Genomic DNA, 14,787 nt, shown 5'->3' on the forward strand with positions numbered 1-14,787 from the left:
TCTCCGCCGCGGCGCCGCGCTCAGCAGTTCAGGCGCACGGTGCCGCCGTCGAGCTTCTCCGTGGCGCTCCCGTTGGTCACGTAGATCCCGTCCGAGGTGATCTCGATCTTCGCGGACTTGCCCTCGGCGTCGGTCGAATTGCCGATCTCGAGGATGATCTTCTTCTGGGCCCGGATCCGGATCGTCGAGTCGGCGAACAGGGCGAGATCGGGTCCGCCGATCTGGACCTCCTGCTCGGACTCGACGCGCACCTCTCCGGCGCACGTCATCTCCAGCGCGCCGTCGGTCACCGCCCACTCGAGCGAGCCCGCGCTGAGCGTGCAGTGCCCGTCGACGACCTGCTGCATCGTGCCGCCGACCGAGAGGGTGAGGTTGCCCGTCACACGCCTCGACTCGTCGTCCAGGGACGAGATCGCGTGCGCCCCGGTGACGATGACCGTCCGATCGCCGCTCACCTTGACCGACTCGTCCCCGCCGACGCACGCGCTCCGGTCCCCGGCGACGATGTCGCGGCGGTCCCCGACGACGCTCGCCGTGTGATCGCCCGCGACCGAGAGCCAGCTGTCGGCGCCGACCGAGGTGGTCTGATCCGCTGTTACCGTTCTGGTCTCGGCCGCGCCCACGGTCACGGTGCGCGCGCCCGCGACCGTCACCGTCTCCGCGCCGCCGACGGTCTTCGTGCGGTCGCCCGTCACCGCGAGCGCGTCGTCGCCGCCGACGTTGCGGCGCGCGTCGTTCAGGGCCTCGACCTTGAGGTCGCGCTGGGCGCGGAGGTAGACCTCTTCCCGGCCTGACTGGTCCTCGAAGCGGAGCTCGTTGTACCCGCCGCCTCCCGGGGTGGTCTGGGTCCGCAAGGCCGACTTGGTCTTCTCGGCAGGGAGCGCGTACGGATAGGGGCTCACGACCGTGTACACCCGCCCGGTCACGATCGGCCGGTCCGGATCGCCGTCGAGGAACTCGACGAGCACCGCGCTCCCGACGCGCGGGATGTGCATCGCCCCGTAGCCGGCCCCCGACGCCATCTGAGCGACGTGGACCCAGCACGCGTTCTCCGAGGCGCTGCCGTTGCGATCCCAGTGCAGCCTGACCCTCACGCGCCCGTCGCTGTCCGTCTCGATCTCGGCCCCCTGCGTCCCGACGACGGTCGCGGCCTGCGGGCCGGCGATGCGCGGCTTTGGCGTCCTGCACGGGGGCCGGAAGGCGACGCCGGCAGGGACGCACTCGAACGTGCAGCGGTACCCCTCCTTGCCGTCGAACCGGGCCGCGTGCTGGAGCCGGGTGATGAGGTACTCCGCGTTGAAGCTCTCCCTCGGGTGATCCTCGAGCCGGAACCGCGCGCCGGGCGCGAGCCGCACGGAGAAGGCCTCGCCCTGCCCCACGGCGGCGGTCGCCTGGAGCGCGTCGAGGCGGACCTCCGCGCCGGGGCTGGCCGGGTACGCGAACACGGCGAGGTCCGTGTGCCGCCCCTTCTCGGCCGCCGTGTCCACGACCGAGGCGGGGTTCTCGAACGGCACGTCGCGCGTCGTGACCTTCCCCGGCCGGACCCGCTGCGCGAAGCGGAACGAGTCGATGCCTTCTCCGGTGTGGATCGCCCCCGTCACCGGCCGATACCGGAGCTCCTTCGGGGAGATGGGCGAGTGGACCTGCGCCGTGTCGGAGATCATCAGGGTCGCGCCAGCGTCGGCGTGCTCGAAGTAATAGAAGATGCCTTCTTCCTCCATGAGGCGGCCGAGGAACGCCCAGTCCGATTCGCGGTACTGGACGCAGACGTCGCGCGCCTCGTAGCTGCGCTGGAGCACGATCTGGTAACGCCGGACGCCGCCGAGCTTCAGCACGCGCTCGATGACCTCGGCCGTGGTGACGCCCTGGAAGATGCGGCAATCGTACCGCTGGTCGAGGAGCCAGACCTCCGGCACCAGCGTGGCGCGGTAGGCGGCGTGGTGCTCCGAGGTGTGGACCTGCTCGAACCGGCTGACGATCCCGTGCAGGTGGCGGGCGCCGGCGCCGTGATCGAGCGTCAGCACGGCCGACTCGGCGACGAGCGCGTCGAGGTCGAGGTCGGTGTCGGCGCACTCGACGGTGATATCGAAGGCGTAGAGCTCCGACATCGCCTCCGCGCCTGAGAGCTCCTTCACCTCGAGCGAGGTGTTGAGTCCATCGATCGTGAGTCGTGCGCGGACGAGGGGCGGTGCCACGGCCATGAGAACCTCGGAAGAAGTTCGACCATCAGAGCCGATGCCGCGCCGATGTGCAAACACGTTGCGCGCGGGCCGCGCTGGCCGCGCCGGGCGAGCTGTGCGGTGCAGGTGCGATGTGCCGCTCGCGCCCCGGCCCTGCTGCGCCCAGCACATGTCGCGGGCTGCTCATGCCTCCTCCAGCGACGCGATCCCGAGCGGCCGCTGTCGGCCGTACGACCCTGGGATGTACGCACGTCTCGATGGGCTCGCTCGGCGCCGCTCGAGGATCGAGATCGCTCGCCCGGGGTTCCGCGCGGTCGCGCCGGCGCTACCGAGGGGGCGGCGTCGTCGAAGCGCAGCAAGCGAACTTTGCGTAGTTCGCCTCGTGGGCGGCGCAGCGACCATCGTTCGCGTAGTCGAACGCCGTGAGCACGGCGCCGTCGCTCGCGCACGTCGCGTAGGCCCGTTCCTTGAGGGCGGACGCGTCGATGCACGACGAGCCGTCGACGAGAGAGCCGCCCCAGCAGGCCTCCGGCGGCGGAGGCGGCTCGGCGCCGCAGCACTCGAAGAAGGCCTTGCTGGTCTCGTAGCCGGCGCAACGCGGGTTCTCCTCCTCGTAAGAGAAGGAGGTGAACCTGGCGCCTGCGCTCACGCACGTGCCATAGGCCCGATCCTTCATGACCGAGCGGTCGACGCAGGAGAGGCCATCGCCCAGCTCGCCCTTCCAGCACGCGCCGGACGGAGGAGGCGGCGGCTCGGCGCCGCAGCACTCGAAGGAGGCCTTGCTGGTCTCGTAGCCGGTGCAACGCGGGTTCTCCTCCTCGTAAGAGAAGGAGGTGAACCTGGCGCCTGCGCTGGTGCACGTCGCATAGGCCCGATCCTTCATGACCGAGCGGTCGACGCAGGAGAGGCCATCGCCCAGCTCGCCCTTCCAGCACGCGCCGGACGGAGGAGGCGGCGGAGGAGGCGGCGGCTCGTTACCGCAGCACTCGAAGTAGCCCCAGCTGGTCTCGTGGGCCGCGCAGCTCGGGTTGTTCCGCTCGTAATCGAAGACGGTGAGGTCTCCCTCCGCGCGCGAGCACGCCGCATAGGCCTGGTCCTTGAGGACAGAGGGGTCGACGCAGGATCTGCGATCGCCCAGCTCGCCTTTCCAGCACGCGCGCGGCGGAGGGGGCGGCGGCGTGGAGCCGCAGCACTCGAAGGTGGCCTTGGTGGCCTCGTTCGTACCGCAGCGTCCGGGGTCCGGCAGCGCGTCGAGCCAGGTGAGCGTGGCGCCCGCGCTCTCGCACATCGCGTAGGCCCGATCCTTGATGGCGCCCAGGTCGATGCAGGAGGACCCGTCGCCCAGCTCGCCCTTCCAGCACGAGTTCGGCGGCGGCGGCGGAGGCGGCGGATCGCCGCCGCAGCACTCGAAGACCACCTCGCTGCTCTCGTGCTCGGCGCAGCTCGGGTTGAGGGTGTCGCTCACGAAGCTCGCGAGCTCCGCGCCCATCCTCGCGCACCTCGCCTGGGCGTGATCCCGGAGCGTGGCCGTGTCGTGGCACGTGAATCCGTCGCCCATATCCCCGAGCCAGCACGCCGAGGGCGGGGGAGGCAAGCGTCCCCCGTCGCCGTCTGATCCCGGGTCCTCGCCGCCGCCCGCCCCAGGATCCGCGTTCCCGCCTTCCCCGCCCGTCGAGCCCGCTGGTGGATCGGGATCCGGCGCCATGGTGATGGTGCACCCGGAGCCGACGAGGAGACTGGATATCGAGACGCTGAGCAATAGACCTATCGCAAGGGAAGTCCGCATCGTGATCCTCCGTGAAAGCCGGCGTTGCGCCGGACAGCTCCGAGCGCGCGCTGCTCGTGCTCGGGTCAGCGCGCCCTCTCCGTCGTGTCGCTCTCCATCTACCAACCGCGACGAGGCCGGCGGTTTCCTCGGGCGGGCGATTTCGCGATCAGAAGGGGCAGCAGGTGTAGCTCAGGCTCGTGGCCGTGGCGTCGGTGCAGGCGACGTGTTTGTCCCCGAACACGCGACGGAAGAGATAGTGGCCATTGCCCCTGCAGAGCGCCGTGGCCTCGGCATCCAGCCTCTCGTACGGCTGGCACACCTCACCGAAGTCGATCTCGCTCGTCCAGCACGACGGCGAAGGCAGCGGATCCCCCGAGGGGCAGCACTCGTAGTAGACCCTGGTCGTCTCGTGGTCACCGCAGTCCCGGTCGGGCTGCTCCTGATCGAGGGAGCGGAGCTCCGTGCCCCTGTCTCTGCACATCCTCCAGACCTCGTCCTTGACATACGTCGTGTCGAAGCACGTGACGCCGTCGCCGAGCACCCCTTTCCAGCATGTGGTCAGCGCCATCCTCCCGCACGTGTACTCGGCGTCGAGGTAGCTCCCGTGACCGCAGGGATCGAGCAGCGTCAAGTCCGCGACGATGAGGCTCCGCGCCTCGCACTGCGCCCTGGCCTCGTGCCGCAACGCGTCCGCCGTCTGGCAGAGCGCCTCGTCCCGCGGGGCCGCCGGATCCTCGATCGCGGGTCCTTCGGCGTCCGTGGCTCGGTTACCTTCTCCGCTCTCGCCCTCGTGCGCGGCCGCTTCCGCGGGGACGCCTCCGGAGCCTCGGCGCAGCGCGGCGTGAGGGCCGCGCTGCGCGAGAGGAGATAGCCCTTCCGGGCCATCAACCCATCTCCGGCCCAGCGTCTGCGGGGGGGTCAGCGGCTCGACGCGCACGCGCGCCGGCGGAGGCGAGGCGCGGTCGACAGGGAGCCGGCTGTCGTCCAGGAGCCCTGGGGTGTCGTTCGCGTCCCGCGGCGGCACGGCGCTGCGCGGCACGGGCGGCGCAGGAGCGAGCCGGCGGGGAGGTTCCTGGAGGAGCGGGGCGCGGATCCGGGGAGGCGGCGCTGTCGGGCCGTGGGCCGGCGTGCGCTCCAGGAGCCCGCCGTCCGTGGGAGGCGGATCGCCCACGAGCTCGATCGCTGGCTCGACGGGGCGCTCTGTGAAGATCGAGCCGGGTGTGACGCCCTGGAGCGCGGTGCCGAGGGCGACGACGCTGGCGCTGGCGCCCAGCGCCAGCACGAGCGAGCGCCCCCCGCTCCCGCCCAGGAAAGGCCGCCGCCCGCGCCGGTCGAGCTCCGCGACGAGGCGCGCCTCGAGCCGAGGCGACGGCTTCACCGAGGCGAGCTGCTCGTCCACCTCGCGCAGCAACGCGAGCAGATCACGGTTTCGCGTCATGGCCCACCTCCCATCCGGCGTCGCGGAGCTGCGCAACCGCCTTTTGAATCAGCTTGCAGACGTATCCCTTGGAGTGGCCGAGTATCTTCCCGATCTCCTCCTGCTCCTTGCCGTCGAGATAAAACATCGAGAAAGCGACCTGTTCTTTGGGAGGCAGCGTGCCCAGCGTCTCGAGCGCGCGGCGCAGATCGTCGCGCGCGATCGTCACTTCATCGAGGGGGCTGCGCTCGCCCTCGCCTTGCCCGAGCAGCCAGCGGATGGGCGGGAGCGCCAGGAATCGGTCCCGGCGCAGGCGGTTCAGGCAGCGATTCGAGGTCGTCCGGTACAGCCACCCCTCGAGGTTGTCTCGCTCGGTCAGGGTCTCGAGCGCCTTCATCAGGTCGAGGAAGACGTCCTGCGTCACGTCCTCTGCCCAGGCCACGTTGCCGCGGCCGTAGCGGAGCGCGAGGCGGTACACCAAGCGATGGTGGTTGCGGTAGAGCGCGGCGATATCGTGCGCCTCTTCGCCGGAGCGCTGCGTCACGGCGGGTGGGAGCTTCCGCTCCGAAGGCACGGCGATGTCGTCCGGCGGAGCGCTCCGGCCTCCGTCCCCCGGAGGGGGGAGCAGCTCCTCCGCCCGGGTCTGGCCCTCGAAATGAGGTCGCGCGGCGAGGTTCACCGGCGCCTCCCAGCGAGGGTCCCGTCCGCCGTGAAGCCCCACGAGCCGACCAAGAGTTGCGCCATCTGACACCCTACACAATCGAGGTCGGCGCTGGTTTCCTGTCGGCGGTCTCAGGCGTCGATTTCCCCTCCACGGGGTTCTCCTGGTACCCTCCTGCAACGTCCGCGGTAGAATCGGCGAACGCCACGAGAACCGCTGCGGATCGGCGTCGTCGGGCCCTCGAGGCTCCGCGAGCGCGCCTTGCTCACCCGGTGCGCAGCGTCTTCATCGCTCCGGCCCACGCGAGCAGCTGATCGAGCAAGGCGAAGGCGGACTTCTCGTGGCGGGGGCGGGGCTTGAACACGCTGAAATTTTCGAAGTCGTCGAACAGAGAGAGCATGACCTGCGCGCGCACGTCCGCGATCTGGAGCTCGGCCATCACGAGCCGGAGGTGCTCGACGGCGCGTGAGCCTCCCGCGCTGCCGTAGCTCACGAAGCCAGCCGCCTTGTTGTTCCACTCCTTGTACAAATAATCGATCGCGTTCTTGAGCGCGCCCGAGGTGCCGTGGTTGTACTCCGGCGTGACGAACACGAAGGCGTCGAACGAATCGATCTTCGCCGCCCACGCCTTGGTGTGAGGCTTCGTGTACTGTCCCATCGACGGGGGCGCCGGCTCGTCGAGCAACGGCAGGTCGAAATCCTTGATATCGACGAGCTCGTAGTCGGCGCCGCCCTTCTTCGTCGCCACGTCGTGCACCCACTTCGCGACAGCCTCGCCGTTGCGGCCCGGCCGCGTGCTCCCCAGGATGATCGCCACCTTCAACATGTCTGCTCTCCAAGGCAATAACCCCTCTCCGCTCGAGCCAGCGGGCGGCGTGATGCGCATTCCCACGACGCCGTGGTGGAGAGGAGGGGCTCACGAGGTTGCTACCAGCTCGAGGCTACTACCAGCCAGGCAGGCTTCCCGCCAGCCAGGTGTCGCGGGAGCGCGCGATCCCTGGACGCGTACCGCCGCTTGCGCGGCCGCAGGCGCCAGGGTGGTGCGCCCTGGCACGGGCAGGCGGACCGCGCCTGGGACTTGCCGCGTTATCGTCCAGGCTCGTCCCGGGGGTGGGGGTCGGACATCACGGGGCGGGATCGCCGGCGCCGAGCTCCGAGAGCGCCTGGCGCACGATGCCGCCCCGGACCCAGACCCAGACCTCGCGGGAGTCCACGTGAGCGATGTCCTGGATGTCGAAGAGCTCGGGGGGCGTCGTGAACGACCAGTGATGGGCGTCTGACAGGCGGTAGACGTGGATCACCTTCTCGCCGATCGCGTAGACGGCATAGAAGCCTTCCCCGGCGGCCGAGATGGGGTATCCGATGATAGGGCCCGGCCGGCGCTCCTTCGGCGCGAGATCCGCCTTCGTCGCCGCGAAGGGGCTTGTCCAGAGGCTGGACGCCCCGTAGAGCCCGTCGTCGGAGTAGGGCTCCGCCTCCAGCCACACGAGCGTCTGCCCGTCGCTCTTGATGTCGGCGATGACCCGAGGCGACTCCGCCCGGAGCAGCGGTTCGATGGTGTGGGTCTGACGGCTCCAGATCCACCCCTCGGACGTAGCGTCTTCGAGGGTCGCCAGGCCGAGCGCATGATCGCCGACTGGAACCATCTGGCGGAAGGATGGCGCGCCGTTGCCTGACTGGCGACCGAACCTCTTGGCCTGGTTGCTGATCCTGTCGTAGATGTTGACCGTGCCGGGCCCGGGCCCCGATAGCGCGAGGGTGTCGTCGGTCGTGTGGAGGCCCTGGCTCAGCGCGTCGACCGGGATGGGTTGGCTCGCGGTGGCGAGCGCGTCGTAGCCGGAGACGAGGTAGGCCGAGCCGGGCGCCTCGACGCTCACCCTCTGCGCGCCGAGCCAGACCCGCTCATGACCGACGCTGGGCACCGTCGGTACGCAGTACTCCTGTGTCGGGTCGGCCTCGGGCACGGTCGGCTCGAGGTCCTTGAAACGCCATGCGGCGAGCGGTGTCCCGTCGGCGTCGTAGACGCCGGTCCGTCGCTCACCCCGGTGCTCGAAATACAGCCCGACGCGGTAGCCGTCGCCCCATCGAACGACGGTCGGCGAGGCGGTCCATGGATACTTGCCGGCGTCCCAGTCGACGACGAGCGACGTGCAGCCCGGAGCGCTGCCCGGGCACTGCTCCCAGCGCAAGAGCGGCAGCGCCTTGCTGGGCTCGTCGGCGACGTCGATCTGGCACCTTTCGAGCCAACGCGTGGCTCTCCAGGTGCTGTCGCCTGGATCGTCAGGCGCATCAGGGGGAGCGTCCGGGCCAGCGTCACCCGGGACGCTGGCGCCGGCCGCCGCCTCGCTTGCAGTCCCGGACGCGTGCGTGCTGCCCTGGGTCGCGTCAGCGGTCGCCGGATGTCCGCCGGTGCCGCCGACGCTCGGGGGCTCCGGCGCGCCGCGAGAGCAGCTCGCCGAGAGGGCCGAGAGGGAGAAGAAGAATGGCACGGCGCGCGCCGCGAGACTGGCAAGGAGGTCGTGTTGCATGGCTCAGAATACCGTGGAAGCGCCGGTCAATCCGCTTCCTGGCATGACACGGCGCGCGCCGTCGCGATCGCGGCGCCGCGCGGCCTGTCTCCTGCGTAGACACACGCCGGCGTCGGGGATTTGCTCAGGTCGTTTATAACTAGTATTTACTTGCGGCCCTGGTCCGTTTGTGAACAATCAGCTCGACGGCGCGGCCGAGATGATCGTCAATCCCGGCGATCGCCGCGGTCGCGTCGAACTCTTCCTTTTGGCCGTGACAGCGCGTGATCGAGGGGCAGCCTCGCGCGCGCGGCCGGCAGTGGAGATCAAGAGCCATGACCGACAAGAAGCAAGGAGCACCTCCGTCCAGCTCGACCCCTACCCGCCGCCAGGTGCTGAAGCAGGCGGTGGGCCTCGGCGCGGGGTTGGCCGCCACGAGCTTGCTTGGTGGCGAGGCGTCGGCCGCGCCGCGCATCCGCTCCGGGACCTTCACGACGAGCGACGGGGTCGCCCTCAACTACCTGGAGGCGGGGAGGGGGAGGCCGCTGCTGCTCCTGCACGGGTGGTCCCAGTCGGCCGCGCTGTACAGGGCGCAGATCCTCGCCTTCGCGCGGCACCACCATGTCTTCGCGCTCGACTGGCGCGGACATGGCGAGTCGGAGAAGCCCGAGCACGGCTACCGCATCGCGCGCTTCAGCAGGGATCTTCACGAATTCATCTGCGGGATGAGGTTCAGGCACCTCTCCGTCCTCGGGCACTCGATGGGCTGCGGCGCGCTCTACAGCTACTGGGACAACTACGGGGGGCACTCCCTGGACCGCCTGATCCTTGTCGACGTGGGCCCGGCGATGACGGCCTGGCCCGACTGGTCCGCGGAAGAGGCGGCCGAGGCGGGGGCCCTGTTCACCCCGCAGACGCTCCACGAGACGGCCGCCGCGCTTCGCGGGCCCGACGGGATCGCCACGACCTACGGGCTCGTGTCCACCATGTTCACCCCCGGCTACCCGGCGGATCAGCTCGCCCTGGTCGTCGAGCAGAACCTGAAGCTCCCGCGCGCGTACGCCGCCAAGCTGCTCGTGGACCAGGCCGAGCAGGACTGGAGGGACGTGATCCCGCGGATCGACGTGCCCACGCTCGTCGTCGGCGGAGAGGCGAGCATTTTCAACCCCATCTCCCAGCAGTGGGTCGCCGACCAGATCCCCGGCGCCGAGCTCCTCCTCTTCGGCGCGGACGAGGGGGGCAGCCACTTCATGTGGCTCGAGAACCCCGAGAAGTTCAACGAGGATGTTCTCGACTTCCTCGGCTGAGCTGCGCTGCTCGTGAGCGGCTGCCGCGCGGGGCTGCGCGGCGATACCTGGCTTCGCTGTCGATACGATGACTCGGCGCCTACTTCTTCTTTCTGCTCGACCAGCTCTCGATCGGCAGGCCCTGAAACCGCTGAAAGTCTCGAATATTCACCGTTACCAGGATCAAGCCGTTGCTCTTCGCGATGGCGGCGATTTGCCCGTCCACGAACGGTGCCGGCGTTCCCTTCCCATCGAGCCGAGCGCGCTCTTCGGCATGCCATGCCGAAGCCGCGGCGTCGTACGGCAGGATGGGAAAAGACAGGTAGACGACCTCGCGCAGGTACGCCTCCAGCGCCGTGCGCCGCTTGCCTGAGGGCAGGAGCCGACAGCCGTACCACAGCTCGTGCCACACGGGGGCGGCGAGCGCGCTCTCGTGCGCGTGGGCCTCGATCTTTGCGAGCATCGCCTCGTCGGGCGCCTGCTTCATCGGCTCCGAGATCGTGGAGGTGTCGAGCAAGAAGCGCGGGCTCACAGCTTGACCTGTCGACCCGGCGAACGGTCGCGAACGGACGCGGCGAAGTCGCGCTCCAGGCCCACCTCCTCGAGGACGTGCCTCTTCCGGAACGCTCGGTACGCGTCGCCGAAGCTCGGTCGATCCGCGCGCAGCCGCTCGAACTCCTCCCGGGACAGGACGACCGCTACGGGGCGACCTCGCCGGGTGAGCTCGACGACTTCACCCGCTTCCGCTTGCTCGATGATGGAGGGGAGATGGGCCCGAGCTTCTGCGACGGAGTAGCGATGCGCCATTCCATAGATGTACATCAACATGTACATTCGTGCAACCGGGCGGGATGGCTCTGGTCCACGCTCAGGTCGCGCAGCTCGGCGGCAGGACCGGACCGGTCTTAGCGCCGGAGCACTCCCTCCGACGATCCCGCCGACGATAAGTGGCTCGCGACCAACGAGTCGGCGCAGGGGTTCACGTGCGTGTGCTGTCAGCCTGCATGCGCGTGCTGTCAGACAGGAGATGACGGCGGCTGTGCCATCCGCGTCGCCACACGTCGCGAGCGCCTGCCGTTGCCCCTGCGCTCCCAGCCTGGTATGGGTAGGGTGGCTGCCATGAGCTGGACCGAGGATGACCAGAGCAGGCTCGACCGCCTCCGCGACAGGGAGCTTTCCGGCACGCTGACACAGCCCGAGCAGGAGGAGCTCGCGGCGCTGATCGCGCGGATCGAGGCGGAGGAGGCGGCGGTGCTTGCTCCGGAGATGGCTCGGTTGCGTGCCGAGGCCGGCGAGCTGGCGGTCGAGCTGGCCAGCGTCGAGGGCGAGAACGAGCAACTGGCCCAGCTCATGGCACAGCAACAGGCCCTCGTGACCGACACGCGCAGGTTCCTCGAAGAGTTCGACCGGCGTCGCGCGTCCATCCTCGACGGACTTGCCCGCGTCGCGGGTGGGCCGCTTCCCGCTGCATGAATGGCCGTCTCGACTGAAGCGCGCGCAATCGTGCGGGCCACCTTCGGTGGACGGTGTGGTTACTGCGGCGTTTCCGAAACGTCGGTGGGAGGCGAGCTGGAGATTGATCACTTCTACCCGCTTGCTGCGGGTGGTTCCGACGACATCGGGCCGCGCGCGGCAGAAGCCCAGGTCGTCATTCTGGGAGACGGTCTGACAAAGGGTCCGGGAGAGATGCCCGATTGACCGCGGGCACAGCGATCCAGTCAACTCCTCCCCGTAGTTCGAGCCGACGCGACCACTGCGCCCGTCCCGGCGCCGTCGCTGGCCGCGTTGGACATCCGGTGAGAGAGCGCGCATCGTTGCGGCCATGAAGGTCTTCGTTACAGGGGGCTCGGGGTTCATCGGAGGCCATCTCATCGAGGGGCTCGTGCGCGCCGGTCACGAGGTGAGCGCGCTGGCGCGCTCGCCGAGGAGCGCCGATGTCGTGCGACGTTACGGCGCGGCGCCGGTCTCGGCCGACCTCGGGACGCTGAACGGCGAGGACCTCGCGGGCGCCGAGGCCGCGGTGCACTGCGCCGCGTATGTCGAGGAGTGGGGGACGCGCGCGCAGTTCTGGGAGGGCAACGTGGAGGGGACGGCGCGGGTGCTCGACGCGGCGCGCGCCGCCGGCGTCCGCCGGTTCGTCCACGTCGGCACCGAGGCGGCGCTCTTCGATGGCCACGATCTCATCGATATCGACGAGACGCACCCTTATCCCGAGAGGCAACGCTTCCTGTACTCGGAGACGAAGGCAGAGGCGGAGCGGCGCGTGCTCGCCGCGAACGAACCAGGCGGCATGACCACCGTCTCCATTCGCCCGCGCCTCGTCTGGGGGCCAAGGGATGCGACGGTGCTGCCCATCGTGCTGCGCATGGCGCGGGAGGGGAGCTTCGCCTGGCTCGACGGCGGCGGCGCGCGCACGTCGACGACGCACGTCGCGAACCTCGTGCACGCGCTGCTGCTCGCCCTGGAGCGCGGTCAGGGCGGGCGCGCCTACTTCGTCGCCGACGACGGCACGCGCACGTTTCGCGATTTCCTGACGGCGCTGGCGCGGACGCAAGGGGTGGTGCTGCCCGGGCGCAGCGTCCCGAGCGCCGTCGCCCTCCCGCTCGCGGCCCTGATCGAGGGCGCATGGCGCCTCATCGGCGTCCGCCGGGCGCCGCCGATGACTCGCTTCGCCGTCGCCATGATGTCGCATTCGGTGACGGTGAAGACCGCCCGCGCCCGCGCCGAGCTCGGGTATGCGCCCATCATCGGCGTGGAAGAGGGGCTGGAGCAGCTCTCGGCGGGGCGCTGACAGGCGCGTTCATTGCGCACGAGCGCCGCGGCGCTGCGCAAACAGCCAGCGCCAGGTCGCGTCCTCGGCGTAGACGTCGATGAACACGGCGTGCCCGCCGCGCGCGAACTCCGTGAGCGTGAGCGCCTCGTCCGCGGACGCGCCGGTGCCGGGACGCCAGACGACCCGGCCGCCATGGAACACCGCGGTCGAATCGGACCCCGGCGGATAGCTCAGCATCGGATTGCCGCTCCGGGTACCCCGCAGCGCGGCGATGGCGGACACCCAGGTTGCGGACATGGCGTTCGGCACGACCTCGTCGTCGAAGGCGTGGAACGCGCGGACCGGCAGCGTGCGCAGACCCGCCGCGAGCTCACCCGTCTGCGGGCAAGCGCCGCAGATGGGCAGCGCCGCCGCCAGCCGCTCCGGATGGACAGCGGCGTAACGCCACGTTCCGCATCCACCCATGCTCGGACCGGTGACATAGATGCGGTCGCGATCGATCTCGTGCGCTGCGAGCAGGTAGTCGAGGAAGGCATCGATCGTCGCCGGGTCCCATTCGCCGGGCGACTGCGGTGCGGCGATCAGCACGCCGGCGTCGACGAGCGGGGACGATGTGCCGAACAGGCGCGCGCGCGCCAGATAGCGGAGCGGCGGCAGGCGGTGGATGATGGCGCGCGGGTGCCTACCGTCACCGCGGCTGCTCCCGCCGTGCAGCACGAGCAGGAGCGGGCGCGGCCCCGGCTCCGGCGGCACGTACTCGACATATCCGTAGGGCGACGGCGTCGACCCGATGGGATGCGCCTGCATCATCAGGGCGGGGATCACGTAGCGCAGCGCGAGCAGCGCGAGCCCCGTCGCCGCGACGACGGCCTGCGTCGCCCTCCTCGCGCGGCGAGCCCAACGCGCTCCTGACACGCCCACGAGCCTACCGCGCGCCGAGCATGGGGGCCATCCGCGTACTGCGCTCGGCAAATCTCGGCGCGAGCGCAGCTCGCCCGTGATGCGCAGCAGCTCGCCTCCTGGCGGCCGGCGGACACGCGGCGGAGAGCCGCAGTGTCCGCCGGAGCACGGCCGCTCGCCAGGCGCGCAGCGCGCGGCGCGCGGCGCGCGGCGCGGGAGCGTGCCAGTGCCTCGGCGCACTCACGCCTGCGAGGTTTGCTGGTAGAGTGACGAGCTCATGCCGCGATCACCGGCACGATGAAGCCCCTCCGCCCCGCGCTGCATGAGCGCGCGGGCGACCCCGACAGACGCTGAGCCGAGGAGACCCACATGAGCGCTCGAATCCCTCTGCAGCCCTTCCCCCGAGGCTGGTTCCAGGTCGCCGCCTCGGACGAGCTGTCCACGGGCGGGCCCATGTCGCTCCGCTGCTTCGGGCAGGATCTGGTGCTGTTCCGGACGCAGGACGGACAGGCCCGGGTCCTCGACGCCCACTGCCCTCACATGGGCGCGCACCTCGGGGTGGGGGGCCGCGTCGAGCAGGGCGGCATCCGGTGCCCGTTCCACGGATGGGTGATCTCCGGCGAAGGGAAGTGCGTGCATATCCCTTATGCGGACACGATCCCGCCGAAAGCGAGGACCCGCGCCTGGGAGGTGCGGGAGCTCGACGGCCTGATCCTGGTCCACCACGCGCTCGGCGGCGAGCCCGCCGCCTTCGAGATCCCGCCGCTCGCCGAGGCGCGCTCGACGGAGTGGTCCCTGGGCCTGATCAAGCGCTGGAGGGTCCGGACGCACGTCCAGGAGACCCTCGAGAACATCGTGGATCCGGCCCACTTCGTCGCCGTGCACGCCATGCTCGAGCCGCCCCGGACCGAGATCGAGATCGAGGGCCACATCCTCCGATCGCGGTCGGTGGTGAAGCAGAAGGGCCCGGGAGGGCGGGTGGTCGACGGCACGATCACATGGGAAGGCCACGGCATGGGGTACGGGACGATCCGCTTCACCGGGATCGTCGAGCTCCTCTTCGTGAACACCGTCACCCCGATCGACGACGAGCTCGTCGACATCCGCTTCGCCTTCTGGCTGCGCAACGACGGCGCGCAGCGCCTCGGCCAGGCCCTCGCCGCGGAGATCTGCCGGCAGGTCGAGGAGGACATCCCGATCTGGGAGAACAAGATCTACCGAGCTCAGCCCGTCCTGTGCGCCGGGGAGAAAGGCATCATGACGTTCCGCAAGTGGAGCAGCCAGTTCCTCTGACG

At 70.1% G+C, this 14,787-nt stretch carries 14 protein-coding genes; 5 read left to right on the forward strand and 9 right to left on the reverse strand.

Annotation, left to right across the window (positions count from 1 at the left end; translation table 11 throughout):
• Positions 1-20: 20 nt before the first annotated feature.
• The 6 genes from WME82_RS10490 to WME82_RS10515 all read right to left on the reverse strand — a co-directional run bounded on the left by WME82_RS10490 (position 21) and on the right by WME82_RS10515 (position 8,554).
• A complete protein-coding gene (locus WME82_RS10490) occupies positions 21-2,195 on the reverse strand; it encodes a type VI secretion system Vgr family protein (RefSeq protein ID WP_438042703.1) in 2,175 nt (724 codons plus the stop codon).
• Between the two features lie 310 nt (positions 2,196-2,505).
• Entirely contained in the window at positions 2,506-3,966 is a 1,461-nt protein-coding gene (locus WME82_RS10495; RefSeq protein WP_438042704.1) for a hypothetical protein, read from the reverse strand.
• A gap of 148 nt (positions 3,967-4,114) precedes the next feature.
• The gene (locus tag WME82_RS10500) at positions 4,115-5,386 is read right to left on the reverse strand and encodes a hypothetical protein (protein WP_438042705.1); all 1,272 of its coding nucleotides are present in this window, start codon (positions 5,384-5,386) and stop codon (positions 4,115-4,117) included.
• Entirely contained in the window at positions 5,370-6,044 is a 675-nt protein-coding gene (locus WME82_RS10505) for an RNA polymerase sigma factor (protein ID WP_438042706.1), read from the reverse strand. The genes WME82_RS10500 and WME82_RS10505 overlap by 17 nt, the downstream gene beginning before the upstream one ends.
• Before the next feature lie 247 nt (positions 6,045-6,291).
• Complete coding sequence (locus WME82_RS10510) at positions 6,292-6,852, reverse strand: NADPH-dependent FMN reductase (RefSeq protein ID WP_437745333.1); 561 nt, start codon at positions 6,850-6,852, stop codon at positions 6,292-6,294.
• 298 nt (positions 6,853-7,150) lie between these two features.
• A complete protein-coding gene (locus tag WME82_RS10515) occupies positions 7,151-8,554 on the reverse strand; it encodes a hypothetical protein (RefSeq protein ID WP_438042707.1) in 1,404 nt (467 codons plus the stop codon).
• A 314-nt stretch (positions 8,555-8,868) separates the two neighbouring features.
• Here WME82_RS10515 and WME82_RS10520 point away from each other — a divergent pair, with 314 nt between their 5' ends.
• Positions 8,869-9,840 (forward strand): alpha/beta fold hydrolase, encoded by a 972-nt coding sequence (locus WME82_RS10520; RefSeq protein WP_438042708.1) that lies wholly within the window; start codon positions 8,869-8,871, stop codon positions 9,838-9,840.
• 79 nt (positions 9,841-9,919) lie between these two features.
• On the opposite strand, the gene WME82_RS10525 is transcribed toward WME82_RS10520, so the two are convergent.
• On the reverse strand, positions 9,920-10,351 hold the full coding sequence (locus WME82_RS10525) for a type II toxin-antitoxin system VapC family toxin (protein ID WP_437745336.1): 432 nt from the start codon (positions 10,349-10,351) through the stop codon (positions 9,920-9,922).
• Entirely contained in the window at positions 10,348-10,647 is a 300-nt protein-coding gene (locus WME82_RS10530) for a type II toxin-antitoxin system Phd/YefM family antitoxin (protein ID WP_438042709.1), read from the reverse strand. Before WME82_RS10530 ends, WME82_RS10525 begins: the two co-directional genes overlap by 4 nt.
• 291 nt (positions 10,648-10,938) lie before the next feature.
• On the opposite strand from WME82_RS10530, the gene WME82_RS10535 reads away from it, so the two are divergent.
• The 3 genes from WME82_RS10535 (at position 10,939) to WME82_RS10545 (ending at position 12,610) form a co-directional block, all read left to right on the forward strand.
• A complete protein-coding gene (locus WME82_RS10535; RefSeq protein WP_437745338.1) occupies positions 10,939-11,292 on the forward strand; it encodes a hypothetical protein in 354 nt (117 codons plus the stop codon).
• Positions 11,293-11,517 (forward strand): HNH endonuclease, encoded by a 225-nt coding sequence (locus WME82_RS10540; protein ID WP_438042710.1) that lies wholly within the window; start codon positions 11,293-11,295, stop codon positions 11,515-11,517.
• A 124-nt stretch (positions 11,518-11,641) separates the two neighbouring features.
• Positions 11,642-12,610, forward strand: a complete 969-nt coding sequence (locus tag WME82_RS10545) for an NAD-dependent epimerase/dehydratase family protein (protein WP_438042711.1) — start codon at positions 11,642-11,644, stop codon at positions 12,608-12,610.
• Between the two features lie 9 nt (positions 12,611-12,619).
• Here the strand turns inward: WME82_RS10545 and WME82_RS10550 are convergent, their stop codons facing one another.
• Complete coding sequence (locus WME82_RS10550) at positions 12,620-13,507, reverse strand: hypothetical protein (RefSeq protein WP_438042712.1); 888 nt, start codon at positions 13,505-13,507, stop codon at positions 12,620-12,622.
• A 354-nt stretch (positions 13,508-13,861) separates the two neighbouring features.
• Here WME82_RS10550 and WME82_RS10555 point away from each other — a divergent pair, with 354 nt between their 5' ends.
• Positions 13,862-14,785, forward strand: a complete 924-nt coding sequence (locus WME82_RS10555; RefSeq protein ID WP_437870286.1) for a Rieske 2Fe-2S domain-containing protein — start codon at positions 13,862-13,864, stop codon at positions 14,783-14,785.
• The last annotated feature ends 2 nt before the right edge of the window (positions 14,786-14,787 follow it).

The sequence above is a fragment of the Sorangium sp. So ce128 genome, from assembly GCF_051525245.1.
GTDB lineage: Bacteria > Myxococcota_A > Polyangia > Polyangiales > Polyangiaceae > Sorangium > Sorangium cellulosum_B.